The sequence below is a fragment of the Mycobacterium sp. IDUB_3 genome (assembly GCF_055419585.1).
Window position 1 is genome coordinate 1,827,999 of the sequence record NZ_JBVAXZ010000001.1, and the last position, 15,067, is coordinate 1,843,065.

The 15,067-nt window shown below is 67.1% G+C and carries 10 protein-coding genes; 5 read left to right on the top strand and 5 right to left on the bottom strand.

The genetic code is table 11. The annotated features are described in order from the left end of the window. Positions 1 to 55: 55 nt before the first annotated feature. Positions 56 to 1,033, bottom strand: coding sequence for an N-acetylmuramoyl-L-alanine amidase (locus tag ACZYVJ_RS07960; RefSeq protein WP_463830504.1), 978 nt, complete (start codon positions 1,031 to 1,033; stop codon positions 56 to 58). Between the two features lie 666 nt (positions 1,034 to 1,699). After that, positions 1,700 to 3,685, bottom strand: coding sequence for an MFS transporter (locus ACZYVJ_RS07965; protein ID WP_463830505.1), 1,986 nt, complete (start codon positions 3,683 to 3,685; stop codon positions 1,700 to 1,702). A gap of 271 nt (positions 3,686 to 3,956) precedes the next feature. Between ACZYVJ_RS07965 and ACZYVJ_RS07970 the strand changes: the two genes are divergently transcribed. The 4 genes from ACZYVJ_RS07970 to ACZYVJ_RS07985 all read left to right on the top strand — a co-directional run bounded on the left by ACZYVJ_RS07970 (position 3,957) and on the right by ACZYVJ_RS07985 (position 10,546). Beyond that, positions 3,957 to 4,736, top strand: coding sequence for a hypothetical protein (locus tag ACZYVJ_RS07970; RefSeq protein ID WP_463830506.1), 780 nt, complete (start codon positions 3,957 to 3,959; stop codon positions 4,734 to 4,736). 205 nt (positions 4,737 to 4,941) lie between these two features. Continuing rightward, positions 4,942 to 8,664 carry a multifunctional oxoglutarate decarboxylase/oxoglutarate dehydrogenase thiamine pyrophosphate-binding subunit/dihydrolipoyllysine-residue succinyltransferase subunit gene (locus tag ACZYVJ_RS07975; protein WP_463830507.1) on the top strand — a complete coding sequence of 1,241 codons (3,723 nt, stop codon included), beginning with the start codon at positions 4,942 to 4,944 and terminating at the stop codon, positions 8,662 to 8,664. A 105-nt stretch (positions 8,665 to 8,769) separates the two neighbouring features. After that, the gene (locus ACZYVJ_RS07980; RefSeq protein WP_463830508.1) at positions 8,770 to 9,597 is read left to right on the top strand and encodes an SDR family NAD(P)-dependent oxidoreductase; all 828 of its coding nucleotides are present in this window, start codon (positions 8,770 to 8,772) and stop codon (positions 9,595 to 9,597) included. Between the two features lie 97 nt (positions 9,598 to 9,694). Continuing rightward, positions 9,695 to 10,546: an SDR family NAD(P)-dependent oxidoreductase gene (locus ACZYVJ_RS07985; RefSeq protein ID WP_463830509.1), complete on the top strand. Its 852-nt coding sequence runs from the start codon at positions 9,695 to 9,697 to the stop codon at positions 10,544 to 10,546. Between the two features lie 61 nt (positions 10,547 to 10,607). On the opposite strand, the gene ACZYVJ_RS07990 is transcribed toward ACZYVJ_RS07985, so the two are convergent. From ACZYVJ_RS07990 to ACZYVJ_RS08000, 3 genes are all read right to left on the bottom strand, one after another. Next, positions 10,608 to 11,477 carry a glycine betaine ABC transporter substrate-binding protein gene (locus ACZYVJ_RS07990; protein ID WP_463830510.1) on the bottom strand — a complete coding sequence of 290 codons (870 nt, stop codon included), beginning with the start codon at positions 11,475 to 11,477 and terminating at the stop codon, positions 10,608 to 10,610. Then, on the bottom strand, positions 11,474 to 12,682 hold the full coding sequence (locus ACZYVJ_RS07995; RefSeq protein WP_463830511.1) for an NAD(P)-dependent malic enzyme: 1,209 nt from the start codon (positions 12,680 to 12,682) through the stop codon (positions 11,474 to 11,476). Before ACZYVJ_RS07995 ends, ACZYVJ_RS07990 begins: the two co-directional genes overlap by 4 nt. 99 nt (positions 12,683 to 12,781) lie before the next feature. After that, a complete protein-coding gene (locus ACZYVJ_RS08000) occupies positions 12,782 to 13,771 on the bottom strand; it encodes a malate dehydrogenase (RefSeq protein WP_463830512.1) in 990 nt (329 codons plus the stop codon). A 190-nt stretch (positions 13,772 to 13,961) separates the two neighbouring features. Here ACZYVJ_RS08000 and corA point away from each other — a divergent pair, with 190 nt between their 5' ends. Then, a complete protein-coding gene (gene corA / locus ACZYVJ_RS08005; RefSeq protein ID WP_463830513.1) occupies positions 13,962 to 15,062 on the top strand; it encodes a magnesium/cobalt transporter CorA in 1,101 nt (366 codons plus the stop codon). Positions 15,063 to 15,067: the final 5 nt, after the last annotated feature.

A 15,067-nucleotide genomic window follows, 5' to 3' on the forward strand; every position in this document is an offset into this window, starting at 1 on the left:
GGTTGACGCGAAAAGTGTTCCAACAGGGATGAATGTGGCTCGCGGAGTCTCCGCGTCAAACTCGGTTGCGCATCGGTGAAAACCGCTCAACCTGCACGGGCGGGCCGTCGGCTGACGGCGGCGGTACGACGGCAGCGACACCGTTGATCACGGTAACGACTGTCCGGCTCCCACGCTCAATGTTCAGGGTGCCATGTTGAAAATTCTGGACGACCCACTCCGGCTCCTGGATTTCGGTGCTGGTCGGCAACCCCAGCGCGCTATGTTCGTAGCCCAGGGTGCCCCACGCGGCGTAGATGGTGCCGGTGACGGGCTGCGCCCCGGTGGTCGGCGACCAGTACATTGCCCCCTTTTCGAAGATGACGTAGCGCGTGGCTCCCGCCCCGGTCGATTCCGACGACTGTGGTGCGCCCAGGGCGCTCTTCATGCCGCCCATCGCCTGCCACCGGTCATAGATGGCACTACCTTGCAGCGACTGCGCCAGATCACCGGCGCTGGGGCGCTTGTTGAACCGCGCAGCAATGTCACGAATCTGGTTCATCAAAGGGAATCCAAGGTTGCCGGGGCAATCGGTATCGCCGACGTCGCGGTGAGCGAAAATGCACGGCAAGCCCACGGTGGTGCCCTGAGGGAAATGGGTGTAGGGGCCCCCTTCCGATGTCAACGCGACGCTTCCCTGCGGGTCGACGCCATCCAGTGCCAGACGCCACCCGAGCAGGCGCCCCACGGTGTGCAGCTGAACCGGCGTGGGGACCACCGCGTCGAAGTCTCCGATCATGCACACCGCCCATGTGGTGCGGTTGAACCCGCCAGTGTGGGTGCCCAGAACCGGTCTGGTCATCCCGCCGAATCGGCCCTCGAATATCTGACCGTACTTGTCGACCAGCGCGTTGTAGGCGATGTCCGACCAGCCCAGAGTGCGGGTGTGGTAGTCGTAGATCGACCGCACAGTTGCCGCCGAATCCTGCTGCGCGTATTCATTTACACCGGCGGTGTGGTGCACGACGGCTGCCTTGATTCCGTTGTCGTACATCGGTGCTCGGCGGCGAATCGACTCATCGGCGCCCCACCCGGCCCGACTGATGATATTGAGGTCCTGCCCCGGCGCTTCTACCGCCGAAACCAAGGACGTATCAGCTGCCGCCCTCAGGGGTTGGACCAGACCTGATGCGGCGGTGCCCAAACTCAGCATAATCGGCGCCGCGGCAGCATATTTGAGGACATCACGGCGCGAAAGAGACGGTGTCGCACTGCACCCGCACCGATCACGCACGGCGCCACGATAGCCCGTGGTTACCCTATTCTTCGCGCGACCCGCCGGGGTCTAATGCTGTTGTCAGACGAGGGGTTCGTAGCACTAGGCGCCCCAATCGACAAGCGCGTCTAAAGCCCATCCAACTGCCGGAAGGCATCAGCGAACGGAGGACACGATCTCAGGAACGATGATCGAGACGACGCCGAGCTGGTGTCTACATTCCTCATCGGCAACCGACGGGAACCAGCGGACAAAGTGGCAGTTAGCTGATTAGCCGGCCAATGTGCCCGAACAGGTTGCGCGCGACCGGCAATCACCATTGACCACAGCAAACACTCCGACCCCGACTGACGGCTGCCGAGAACATCGGTTGCGATATTGATTGGTAATGCGCTGCTGCACGAGGCTTTTCGTGCCACAGTTGCGCTCTGACGCAAATTTGACCTAACCGGTTGACGAGTGCCGGCCCGAACCGGTGGGGTCGTCGTCAGGATCGGAGCGGTGGTGGTAACCCCGCAGCGATTCACCGTCGGTGAAGTGAAGGCCCGCCGATCCGTTGTGGTGGCGGCGCGGCGGCCGGGTGGGCCGGTCACCGGGCGGCATGGATCTGGGTGCGCGCCGCACCGCCACCTGGCGAAGGCGTTTGCCGCTGTCCACGCGAGACCCGTTGTGGGCGTAGCCGATTGGTTCAGCCTGCGGGTCCGGGCCGCGCCGCGGTACTCCGCTGGACGGCGGGCGTTCGACCGGCCGCCGGGGCGGCTCGGGAACGCTTCCCCGCTGGGCGTCGGGCTCGCGCACCAGGACGAATTCCACGTACTCGTCGTCGTCATAGTCGTCGTCGACCACGTCGTCGTCGGGGCCCAGCGGATCGTCGCCGCCCCCGCGATCGCCCCTGCCCTCCCACGGCGCGGAGCCCACCAGGAACAGAGCGGCGATGATCCCGAACAACGCAATGAACGCCGGCAACAGCACCGACTGCGACATCGCGGCCGCGAACGGTTCGCGCAGGAACCCGGGCAGTTGCAAGGCGAGCGCGTCCTCGCCGGCGGCGTCTCCGGACGGCTGGCGCGGCATCTCGGCGGTGATCCGCCACGTCATGAACGCGGCCATGCCGGCGCTGCCGAGCACCGCGCCGAGCTGGCGCACGGAGTTGTACACCGCGGATCCCGCGCCGGCCAGGTGTGGCGGCAGGTTACGCGTCGCGGTCGCGGTCAGCGGCGACCACACGAACGCCATCCCGACGCCCATCGCGAAGAACGGCAGCACCAGCCGCCAGATCGGCGTCGTCGGCGACATCTCGAAGGTGAGCCAGGTCAGCGCGATCGCCAGCACCGAGAAGCCGAAGCCGAGCACCGGCTGCGGATGATATTTGTCGACGATCTTGCCGACGAACGGCGCGAAGACACCGTTGGCGATGGCCATCGGCGCGATCAGCAGGGCCGAGCGCGTCGGCGACAGCCCGCACACCGCCTGCGCGTAGAACGTCAGCGGCAGCATCATCGCCGTCGCGGTGAACGAGATGATGGCCACCCCGACGTTGCACAGGCTGAAATCACGGTCCCCGAAGATGCTCAGCGGAATCAGCGGCTCGTGGGCGTTCAACGCCTGCCAGAACGCGAAAGCCGTCATGAACCCGACGCCCGCGACGATCAACGCCCAGATCCAGGGCTGCCAGTGCGCGGCCTGCCCCTGCTGCAGCCCGAACACGATCAGGAAGATGCCGATGCCGGACAGCGCGACCCCGATCAGGTCGAAGCGGTGCGACTGGGTGGGCAGCACCGGAATCAGCCAATACGCCAACCCGAGCCCGATGACGCCGATGGGGATGTTGACGAAGAAGATCCACTGCCAGCCCAGCCCGTCGACCAGGACACCGCCGGCCAGCGGGCCCACCAGGCTGGCCACCCCGGCGGTGGCACCCCACAGGCTCACCGCGACGCCGCGCCGCTGCGACGGGAAGATCCGGGTGATGGTCGACAGGGTCTGCGGGGTGAGCAGGCCCGCGCCCACACCCTGCACGACGCGCGCCGCGATCAGCATCGCGGCGCTGCCTGCCAGCCCGCACCACACCGAGGAGGCGGTGAACACGACCAGGCCGACCAGGTACAGGTTTTTGGGACCGAACCGGTCGCCCAGTCGCCCGGCCACCAGTAACACGACCGCATAGCCCAGCAGGTAGGCGCTGGTCACCCACACCACGGTGTCGTAACCGATGCGCAGGCTGGCCATGATCGTCGGGTTGGCGATCGCGACGATGGTCGAGTCGACCATGATCATGAAGAAGCCGATCATCATCGCCCACAGCGGGTTCCAGGGGTTCTGCGACTGCGGCGAGCTCCGGGCGAAAAAGTCCCAGCGGTTGGCGGCCCGGGCCGGGCCCGATCCCGCGCGCCCCGTTGCGCCGGGCGTGCGGGGCGTAGCCGTGGTCATCCACCCCACCTCGTTTCGCTCCCGACGATGCTGTTCAGCCGAATCGGCCCGGCTGGTCGACCGGCCCAACCCACGCAGGTGATACACCACGCGCGCGGCGCGGTAAACAGCAGGAGGACCAACGACGGCACGGACCGCCGCAGGCATCCAGGCTGCATTATTCCCGGTGAGGCAATAGGCCGGCTGCCAAGGACCCGGTCATGGCGCATAACCCGTCAGTATTCGTCGCGAGCGGGTTAGCCTGGGGGAACGCCATCAGCAGGAGAGAAATATGCGGGCTCGACGGAGAAAATCGGCGAACCGGTTCTTCACCATGTCCAACGCGGGACAGCAGCCGACCGCCAAGAACGGTCGACCGAAAATGTCCGCGCGGGCGTTGGCGCAGGTCATCGAGCGGAGCTCGTGGATCCAGGGCCCCGCCGCCGAGGCCTATGTGACCCGGCTACGCAACGCGCACCCCAATGCCAGCCCGGCCGAGATCATGGCCAAGCTGCAGAAGCGATACGTGGCCATCGTGACGGCCGGCGGCGTTGCCGTGGGGGCCGCCGCGACCGTTCCCGGCATCGGCACGATCAGCGCCCTGTCCGCGGCGGCCGCGGAATCGGTGACGTTCTTGGAGGCCACCGCGTTCTTGGTGTTGGCGACGGCGGTGGTCTACGACATTCCGGCCGATCACCGCGAACGGCGCCGTGCGCTGGTGCTGGCGGTCCTCGCCGGTGACAACAGCGAGCACGCCGTCGCCCAGCTGCTCGGGCCGGGCCGCACGAACGGCGGCTGGGTCTCCGAGAGCCTCGCCGCCCTGCCGCTGTCGTCGATGTCGAAGCTGAACTCACGGCTGCTCAAGTCGTGGGTCCGCAAGTACACCGTGCGCCGCGGCGCCCTGCTGTTCGGCAAACTGCTGCCGGTCGGAATCGGGGTCGTGGTGGGCGCCGTCGGCAACTACCTCGCCGGCAAGAAGATGATTCGCAACGCCAACAGGGCGTTCGGGGCCCCGCCCGCGCGCTGGCCCCGCGCGCTGCATCTGGTGCCCCCGATCCACGAAGCAGGCTAGCGGGTCGCCACCACCGGGACCGGCCCAGACCGCCCTGGTGCCCCCAGGTCAACCTGGCGGATCGGCGGCGAAAGGTTAGCCTTTATAGGGCGGAAACAATGGGTACCGCCATGGGTGTGAGGTGTTCGGTCGTCCGGGGCCGACAAGGGTGCAGGCGCCACGGGAATGCGCTTGCGGAACAGAAGGATTGAGGCGAACTGCGGTCGTGAGCAACATAAGTTCACCATTCGGGCAGAACGAATGGCTGGTCGAGGAGATGTACCGCAAGTTCCGCGACGACCCCTCGTCAGTCGATCCGAGCTGGCACGAGTTCCTGGTCGATTACAACCCCGAGCCCGCCGGCGAGCCCGCGCCGACCGTGCCGGCCAGCGCTGATGGACCGCAGGCCGCCGCCGCCCCTGCACCGGCGAAGCCGGCTCCGGCGGCCCCCCAGACCACCGAGCCCGCCAAGCCCGCACCGCCCGCCAGCACCGCCGCCGGCAATGGGGTCGCGCCGCGGCCGGCCAAAGCCCCCACTCCCCCGCCGGCGGAAGGCGACGAGCTGCAGACGCTGCGCGGCGCCGCGGCGGCCGTCGTCAAGAACATGTCGGCGTCGCTGGACGTACCGACGGCGACCAGCGTCCGGGCCGTCCCCGCCAAGCTGATGATCGACAACCGGATCGTCATCAACAACCAGCTCAAGCGCACCCGCGGCGGCAAGATCTCGTTCACCCACCTGCTCGGCTACGCGCTGGTGCAGGCGGTCAAGAAGTTCCCGAACATGAATCGGCACTACGCCGAGGTCGACGGCAAGCCGACCGCGGTGACGCCGGCGCACACCAACCTCGGCCTGGCGATCGACCTGCAGGGCAAGGACGGCAAGCGTTCCCTGGTGGTCGCCGGAATCAAGGGCTGCGAATCCATGCGCTTCGCGCAGTTCGTCACCGCCTACGAAGACATCGTGCGGCGCGCCCGCGACGGCAAGCTGACCGCCGAAGACTTTGCGGGCGTGACCATTTCGCTGACCAACCCGGGCACCATCGGCACCGTGCACTCGGTACCGCGGCTGATGAACGGCCAGGGCGCCATCATCGGCGTCGGCGCCATGGAGTACCCCGCGGAGTTCCAGGGCGCCAGCGAGGAACGCATCGCCGAGCTGGGTATCGGCAAGCTGATCACGCTGACCTCCACCTACGACCACCGCATTATCCAGGGCGCCGAGTCCGGCGACTTCTTGCGCACCATCCACGAGATGCTGCTGTCGGACGCCTTCTGGGACGAGATCTTCCGCGAGCTGGGCAACCCGTACCTGCCGGTGCGCTGGAGCACCGACAACCCGGACTCGATCGTCGACAAGAACGCCCGGGTGATGGAGTTGATTGCGGCCTACCGCAATCGCGGTCATCTGATGGCCGACATCGACCCATTGCGGTTGGACGGCAGCAGGTTCCGCAGCCACCCCGATCTGGAGATTCTCAACCACGGGCTGACGCTGTGGGACCTCGACCGGGTGTTCAAAGTCAACGGCTTCGCCGGCAGTGAGTACAAGAAACTGCGCGACGTGCTCGGCCTGCTGCGCGACGCCTACTGCCGCCACATCGGCGTGGAGTACACCCACATTCTCGAACCGTCACAACAGGAATGGCTGCAGCAGCGCGTCGAGACCAAGCACGTCAAACCGACGGTGGCCGAGCAGAAGTTCATTTTGAGCAAGCTGAACGCGGCCGAGGCCTTCGAGACCTTCCTGCAGACCAAATACGTTGGCCAGAAACGATTTTCGCTGGAAGGCGCGGAAAGCATCATTCCGATGATGGATGCCGCGATCGATCAGTGCGCCGAGCACGGGCTCGACGAGGTGGTCATCGGGATGCCGCACCGCGGCCGGCTCAACGTGCTGGCCAACATCGTCGGCAAGCCGTACTCGCAGATCTTCAGCGAGTTCGAGGGCAACCTCAACCCGGCGCAGGCGCACGGTTCCGGTGACGTCAAGTATCACCTGGGCGCCACCGGCGTGTATCTACAGATGTTCGGCGACAACGACATTCAGGTGTCGCTGACCGCCAACCCGTCGCACCTGGAGGCCGTCGACCCGGTGCTGGAGGGTCTGGTGCGGGCCAAGCAGGACCTGCTGGACCACGGCGCCGAAGACCAAGGCGACGAGAAGGCCTTCTCGGTGGTGCCGATGATGCTGCACGGCGACGCCGCGTTCGCAGGTCAGGGCGTGGTCGCCGAGACGCTGAACCTGGCGAACCTGCCCGGTTATCGCGTCGGCGGCACCATCCACATCATCGCCAACAACCAGATCGGCTTCACCACCGCGCCGGAGTATTCGCGGTCCAGCGAGTACTGCACCGACGTCGCCAAGATGATCGGGGCGCCGATCTTTCATGTCAACGGTGATGACCCGGAAGCGTGCGCGTGGGTGGCCAAGCTGGCCGTCGACTTCCGGCAGGAGTTCAAGAAGGACGTCGTCATCGACATGCTGTGCTACCGCAAGCGCGGGCACAACGAGGGCGACGACCCGTCGATGACCAACCCCGCGATGTACGACGTCGTCGACCTCAAGCGCGGCGTCCGCAAGAGCTACACCGAAGCCCTGATCGGCCGCGGCGACATCTCGATGAAAGAGGCCGAGGACGCGCTGCGTGACTATCAGGGCCAGCTGGAGCGCGTGTTCAACGAGGTCCGCGAGCTCGAGAAACACGGCGCGCTGCCGAGCGAATCGGTCGAGGCGGACCAGATGCTGCCGGCGGGTCTGGCCACTGCGGTGGACAAAGCGCTGCTGGCCCGCATCGGTGACGCCTTCCTGGCCACCCCGGACGGCTTCACCGCACACCCGCGAGTGCAGCCGGTGCTGGAGAAGCGCCGCGAGATGGCCTACGAGGGCAAGATCGACTGGGCCTTCGGCGAACTGCTGGCGCTGGGCTCGCTGGTGGCCGAGGGCAAGCTGGTCCGGCTGTCGGGGCAAGACACCAGGCGCGGCACCTTCTCCCAGCGGCACTCGGTGATCTTTGACCGCAACACCGGCCAAGAGTTCACGCCACTGCAATTGCTGGCGACAAACCCCGACGGCACCCCCACCGGGGGCAAGTTCCTGGTCTACGACTCACCGCTGTCGGAGTACGCCGCCGTCGGCTTCGAGTACGGCTACACGGTGGGCAACCCGGACGCCCTGGTGTTGTGGGAGGCGCAGTTCGGGGACTTCGTCAACGGCGCGCAGTCGATCATCGACGAGTTCATCAGCTCCGGTGAGGCCAAGTGGGGTCAGCTGTCCAACGTCGTGCTGCTGCTGCCGCACGGACACGAGGGCCAGGGTCCCGACCACACCTCGGGCCGCATCGAGCGCTTCCTGCAGCTGTGGGCCGAGGGGTCGATGACGATCGCGGTGCCCTCGACGCCGTCCAACTACTTCCACCTGTTGCGGCGCCACGCCCTCGACGGTGTCCAGCGGCCGCTGATCGTGTTCACGCCGAAGTCAATGCTGCGCAATAAAGCAGCGGTCAGCGATGTCCGGGACTTCACCGAGATCAAGTTCCGCTCGGTACTCGAAGAGCCGACCTACGAGGACGGCATCGGTGATCGCGGCAAGGTCACCCGGGTCCTGCTGACCAGCGGCAAGCTCTACTACGAGCTGGTGGCCCGCAAGGCCAAGGACAACCGCGAAGACGTCGCGATCGTGCGGATCGAGCAACTCGCCCCGCTGCCGAAACGCCGGCTGGGCGAGACGCTGGACCGCTACCCGAATGTCAAACAGTACTTCTGGGTGCAGGAGGAGCCGGCCAACCAGGGTGCGTGGCCGCGGTTCGGGCTCGAGCTGCCCGAGCTGCTGCCCGACAAGCTGACCGGGATCAAGCGGATCTCGCGGCGGGCGATGTCGGCCCCGTCGTCGGGCTCGTCGAAGGTGCACGCCGTGGAGCAGCAGGAGATCATCGACACGGCCTTCGCCTGACCGACCAGGGGGCTGCCCCGGGCCGGGATTCGGCAACCCGCGGGTATCAGGGACCGCTGGTACCGGCTAGCCTCGACGCAAACGTGCCGATAAGGAAGGGTGCTCATGCAAGGGTTCGCCGGCAAGGTCGCGGTGGTGACGGGCGCGGGTTCGGGTATCGGGCAGGCGCTGGCCTTGGAGCTGGCCCGCTCGGGCGCCAAGGTGGCCATCAGCGACGTCAACCTCGAGGGCCTGGCCCACACCGAGGAACAGCTGAAGGCGATCGGTGCGTCGTTCAAGTCCGATCGGCTCGACGTGACCGAGCGCGAGGCGTTCCTGGCCTACGCCGACGGCGTCAAGGAGCACTTCGGCAAGGTCAACCAGATCTACAACAACGCAGGCATCGCCTTCACCGGTGACGTCGAAATCAGCCAGTTCAAGGACATCGAACGGGTGATGGACGTCGACTTCTGGGGCGTGGTCAACGGAACCAAGGCGTTCCTGCCGCACCTGATCGCCTCCGGCGACGGGCACGTCATCAACGTGTCCAGCGTGTTCGGGCTGTTCTCGGTGCCCGGCCAGGCGGCCTACAACTCGGCCAAGTTCGCCGTGCGCGGCTTCACCGAGGCGCTGCGACAGGAGATGGGGGCGGCCGGCCACCCGGTGGCGGTGACCACGGTGCATCCCGGTGGCATCAAGACCGCCATCGCGCGCAACGCCACCGCCGCCGAGGGTCTCGACCAGGCGGAGCTGGCCAAATTGTTCGACAAGCGGCTGGCCAAGACCACCCCACACCGCGCGGCCCAGATCATCCTGGATGCGGTGCGCAAGAAGAAGGCGCGGGTGCTGGTCGGGCCGGACGCCAAGATCCTGGACATCCTGGTGCGGCTGACGGGTTCGGGTTATCAGCAGCTGTTCGGGCCGGTGATGGGCCGATTGCTGCCCAAGCAGTGAGCGATCTCTCAGCGTCCCCGATTCACGATTTCGCACTGCTGTAGCCGCCATCGCTGGTAACGATTAGCGTCAAGCGGTCATTCGAGGGAGTTTTTGCATGGATACGTTCGCCGGCAAGGTGGCCGTCGTCACCGGCGCGGGTTCGGGCATCGGCCAGGCGCTGGCGGTCGAGCTGGGCCGGGCCGGTGCCAAGGTGGCCATCAGCGACGTCGACACCGCGGGGCTGGCGCAGACCGCCGAACAGCTGACGGAGATCGGCGCGGCGTTCAAGTCCGATCGACTCGACGTCACCGAGCGTGGGGCCTTCCTGGCGTACGCCGACGCGGTGAACGAGCACTTCGGCAAGGTCAACCAGATCTACAACAACGCCGGCATCACGTTCATCGGATCCATTCAGGACAGCCGGTTCAAGGACATCGAACGGGTGATCGACGTCGACTACTGGGGCGTCGTCAACGGCACCAAGGCGTTCCTGCCGCACCTGATCGCCTCGGGCGACGGGCACGTCATCAACATCTCGAGCGCGCTGGGCCTGTTCTCGGCGCCCGGCCAGGCGGCATACGTCTCGGCCAAGTTCGCCGTCCGGGGATTCACCGAGGCGCTGCATCAGGAGATGGCCCGCGCCGGCCACCCGGTGCGGGTGACGACGGTCCACCCGGGCGGCATCAAGACCGCCTTCGCTCGCAACGCGACCGGCGTCGAGGGGCTCAACCATGCCGAGCTGGCCAGCCTGTTCGAGGAGCAGCAGGCCAAGACCACCCCGCAGCGAGCCGCACAGTTGATCCTCGACGGCGTGCGCAAGAACAAGCCCCGGATCCTGGTCGGTCCCGACGTCAAGGCGATGGACCTCTTGGTGCGGGTCGCCGGGCCGAACTACGACCGGCTGTTGGGCGGGCCCGTGATGAGCCGCGTCAAGGACTTCGTCACCCGGTTGCTGCCGAAGCGCTGACCCGGTCGATGAGCGCGTGGATACGCGCGAACCGGGCCGGGGCACGTCAGTCCTAGCCCGATCACCGGCCGAGCGGGTGCTCGGCGAGCCAGCCTCCCGCCGCCGCCTGCGGGTCGGTGCCGGCGGCCACCTGCCGGCGCATCTCGACCAGGGCCGCGGTGTCCAGCACGCCGGCCACCTCATTGATCGCCAGCAACTGTCGCTCGCTGAGCGCGTTGCGGCGATACAGCGGCACCACGTTCTCGGCGCGGATCAGCGCGGGCTTGCCGTCGGCCAGCGCCACCAGGTCGGCGGGGGTGCCGGGGTCGGTGGTGGTCGTCCACCCCACGGTCAGCTGTCCCGCCCGGATCGCGGCGAACATCGTTGCGCCATCCGGGAATTCGTGCGGCACGGGAAGCAGGCAGGATCCGACCGTCGACGGCTCCTGATGACCCGCGACCGTCCCGACGACGAGGCCGTCGCAGTGTCGGGGCAGCGTGTTCAAGTCGGCACTGACATCGCTGCCGCCCCAGGCCTTCGCGGTCGGCTGACTCACCAGCAACACGGGCTTGTCCTCGGCGGCCGTCGTGTAGTCGCCCGCGGCGACGCCCTCGGGCAGCGCGGCGATCATCGCGCGGTAGACGTCTTTGTCCGACATCGCCGTCGCGCCGGGCTGTAGCGCTTCCAACGTGCGGCCGGTGAACGCGGGAACGACGGTGAATGCGCCGGAATCCAATTGCGGTTTCGGGTCGGGCGCGGTCGCGGCCCGCGCGCCGAATCCGTAGGACCGCAGGGCGGCGACGTACACGCCGGCCAGCAGCGCCGCATCGGCGTCAGGCCGGGATCCGACCACCACTTCGGCACGGGCGCGATGGTCGCCGGTGTCGGTCGCACAACCGGCGACGATCAGTGCGGCGGCGAGCAGCGGCACCGCCAGCCTGCCGATTCTCACCCCCCGGCGACGGAAGTGTCCGAAGGTTCCGTGGCCAGCGCGACCGCCGAGGCGACCGCTTCGCCGACCCGGGTGTCCAGGGGGCTGGGGACGATCCGGTCAAGGGCGAGGTCGTCGCTGACGACGGAGAAGATCGCCTCGGCCGCCGCGACCATCATCTTTTCGGTGATCCGGCGGGCGCCGGCTTCGAGCGCACCGCGGAAAACCCCGGGGAAGGCCAGCACGTTGTTGATCTGATTCGGGAAATCGCTGCGGCCGGTGGCCACCACCGCCGCGTACTTGGCCGCGATCTGCGGGTGGATCTCCGGATCGGGGTTGGACAGCGCGAAAACGATCCCGTTGGGCGCCATGGTGGCGATCATCTCTTCGGGGACCACGCCGCCCGACAGACCCAGGAACACGTCGGCGTCCCGAATGGCGTCGGCCAGGCTGCCGGTCAGACCGGTGGGGTTGGTGCGCTGCGCCAGAGCCGCCTTGACGTCGTTCATGTCGTCGCGACCGGTGTGCAGAATCCCGCGCGAGTCGAGCACGGTGATATCCGAAACGCCCATCACCATAAGGAGATTGGTGCACGCGATACCGGCCGCACCGGCTCCGGACACCACCACCTTCAGCGAGGCCATGTCGCGGCCGAGCACCTTGCCGGCACCCATCAGCGCGGCCAGCACCACGATTGCCGTGCCGTGCTGATCGTCGTGCATCACCGGGCAGTCCAGCGCCTCGATGAGACGACGCTCGATCTCGAAGCAGCGCGGCGCCGAGATGTCCTCGAGGTTGACGGCGCCGAACGTCGGGCGCAGGCGCACCAGGGTTTCCACGATCTCGTCGGGGTCCTTGGTGTCCAGCACGATCGGGATGGCGTTCAGCCCGCCGTATGCCTGGAACAGCGCGCACTTGCCTTCCATGACCGGCAGCGACGCCGCGGGCCCGATGTCGCCGAGGCCCAGTACCGCACTGCCGTCGCTGACCACGGCCACCAGCCGGTTCGCCCACGTGTAGCGGGCCGCCTGGGCGTGGTCGGCGGCGATTGCTCGGCTGACCTGTGCCACGCCGGGGGTGTAGGCGATCGACAAAGCGCGCTGGGTGTCCAACGGGGACGTCAGGCCTACGGAGAGCTTGCCGCCTGCATGTGCCTCGAAGATCTCCGCGTCGGTGATCACGCCCTGCTCGGCATTCGTCTGTATCGATTCAAGCAATTCGGACACGCGCTTCAGGGTACTGACTACCCATTAGTAGGCCTAATTGGTGAAGTAGGTCTCACTGGCGACCCGCTGCGCCCGGCTTCGCCGCGCGTGCGATCGCCACTAGATCAGCTTGAGCTCCGTGACGGCGGCGCGCTCGTCGACCAGCTCGGCGGTGGTCTTGTCGATGCGGCCGCGGGAGAACTCGTCGATCTCCAGCCCCTGCACGACCGACCAGTTGCCGTCCTTGGTGGTTACCGGGAACGACGACACGATGCCCTCGGGCACGCCGTAGGACCCGTCGGAGTAGACCGCCATCGACACCCAGTCGCCGTCCGGGCTGCCCAGCAGCCAGGAGCGGGCGGCGTCGACCGTGGCCGACGCGGCCGAGGCGGCCGAGGAGGCACCGCGCGCGTCGATGATCGCCGCGCCACGCTTGGCGACCGTCGGGATGAAGTCGTTCTCGATCCAGTTCTGGTCGTTGACCACCTCGGCGGCGTTCTTGCCGCCGACCTCGGCGTGGAAGATATCGGGGTACTGGGTGGCCGAGTGGTTGCCCCAGATCGTCACCTTCTTGATGTCGGTGACCGCGGCACCGGTCTTCTTGGCCAGCTGCGAGATCGCCCGGTTGTGGTCCAGGCGGGTCAGCGCGGAGAACCGCTCCTTGGGAATGTCGGGGGCGTTGCTCAGCGCGATCAGCGCGTTGGTGTTGGCCGGGTTGCCGGTCACGCCGATGCGGACGTCGTCGGCGGCGACCGAGTTGAGCGCCTTGCCCTGCGCGGTGAAGATCGCGCCGTTGGCCTCCAGCAGGTCGCTGCGCTCCATGCCGGGGCCACGCGGCCGCGCGCCGACCAGCAGCGCCAGGTTGACGCCGTCGAAGATCTTGTTCGCGTCCGCTCCGATCTCCACGTTGGACAGCAACGGGAACGCGCAGTCGTCCAGCTCCATCACGACGCCCTCGAGCGCCTTGAGCGCGGGCTCGATCTCGAGGAGACGCAGCTCGATCGGTCGGTCGGGGCCCAGCAGCGAGCCACTCGCCAGGCGGAACAACAGGCTGTAGCCGATCTGGCCGGCGGCGCCGGTGACGGCGACCTTGAGAGGACTTGCGCTCACGTCGATTTACTCCTTGTGGAGAAGTTCGTGCAGATTCGGGTTTCGGCTCGAAACTAGCGCACCCCTCTCGCCCGCCGATCCCCGGTCCGCTACCAGGGCTTTCCCGACACCTGACCGTCGCGCTCCGAACAGCCGGGACGCGTAGCATGGAGCACCGCCCGGTCGGACCTGCGGACGGTGGGAGGTGGATGTGTTCCAGGGATTTGACGCATTGCCCGAAGCGCTTCGGCCCCTCGCCCATGAACCGCAGCCCAAGCCGAGCCCGGCCCCCGAACCGCCCAAGGAGACGCTGGTCGATTGCGGCGTCTACGCCGACGGCCACCGGTTGCCCGGCAAACTCGGCTACGCGGCCGCCCTGGATAAAGTGCGCGAGATCGAAACGCTGGGGCACGACGGCTTCGTCTGGGTCGGCTTGCGCGAACCCAGCCAGTCCGAGATGCAGGAAGTGGCCGACGTGTTCGGGCTGCACCCGCTGGCCGTGGAAGACGCGGTGTGCGCCCACCAGCGGCCCAAGGTGGAGCGCTACGACGACACCCTGTTCCTGGTCCTCAAGACCGTCAACTACGTGCCCCACGAATCGGTGGCGCTGGCCCGCGAAATCGTCGAGACCGGCGAGATCATGGTCTTCGTCGGCAAGGATTTCGTGGTCACGGTCCGCCACGGCGAACACGGCGGGCTGTCCGACGTGCGCAAGCGGATGGACGGCGACGCCGAGCAGATGCGGCTGGGCCCGTACGCGGTGATGCACGCGATCGCCGACCATGTGGTGGACCACTACCTCGAGGTGAGCAGCTTGATGATGTCCGACATCGACGGCATCGAGGGGCTGGCGTTCGCCCCGGGCAGCAAGATCGACGTCGAGCCAATCTACCTGCTCAAGCGCGAGGTGGTCGAACTGCGCCGCTGCGTCAATCCGTTGTCGGCCGCGTTCCATCGAATTCAGATGGACAACAAGGACGTGATCTCCAAGGAGGTGCGGCGCTATCTGCGTGACGTCGCCGACCATCACTCCGAGGCCGCCGACCAGATCGCCAGCTACGACGACATGCTCAACTCGCTGATCCAGGCGGCGCTGGCCCGGGTCGGGATGCAGCAGAACAACGACATGCGCAAGATGGCGGCGTGGGCCGGTATCTTGGCGGTGCCCACCATGGTCGCCGCCATCTACGGGATGAACTTCCATTTCATGCCCGAGCTGAACTGGACGTGGGGTTACCCGGGGATCATGGCCGTGATGGCCATCGCCTGTGTCGGACTGTACTTCCAGTTCCGCCGCAACAACTGGCTCTAGCGGGC

Bases quoted from the DNA above. Each gene is read 5' to 3' on its own strand.
- ACZYVJ_RS07960 (WP_463830504.1), bottom strand. From the start codon at position 1,033: ATGTACGACAACGGAATCAAGGCAGCCGTCGTGCACCACACCGCCGGT.
- ACZYVJ_RS07965 (WP_463830505.1), bottom strand. From the start codon at position 3,685: ATGACCACGGCTACGCCCCGCACGCCCGGCGCAACGGGGCGCGCGGGA.
- ACZYVJ_RS07970 (WP_463830506.1), top strand. From the start codon at position 3,957: ATGCGGGCTCGACGGAGAAAATCGGCGAACCGGTTCTTCACCATGTCC.
- ACZYVJ_RS07980 (WP_463830508.1), top strand. From the start codon at position 8,770: ATGCAAGGGTTCGCCGGCAAGGTCGCGGTGGTGACGGGCGCGGGTTCG.
- ACZYVJ_RS07985 (WP_463830509.1), top strand. From the start codon at position 9,695: ATGGATACGTTCGCCGGCAAGGTGGCCGTCGTCACCGGCGCGGGTTCG.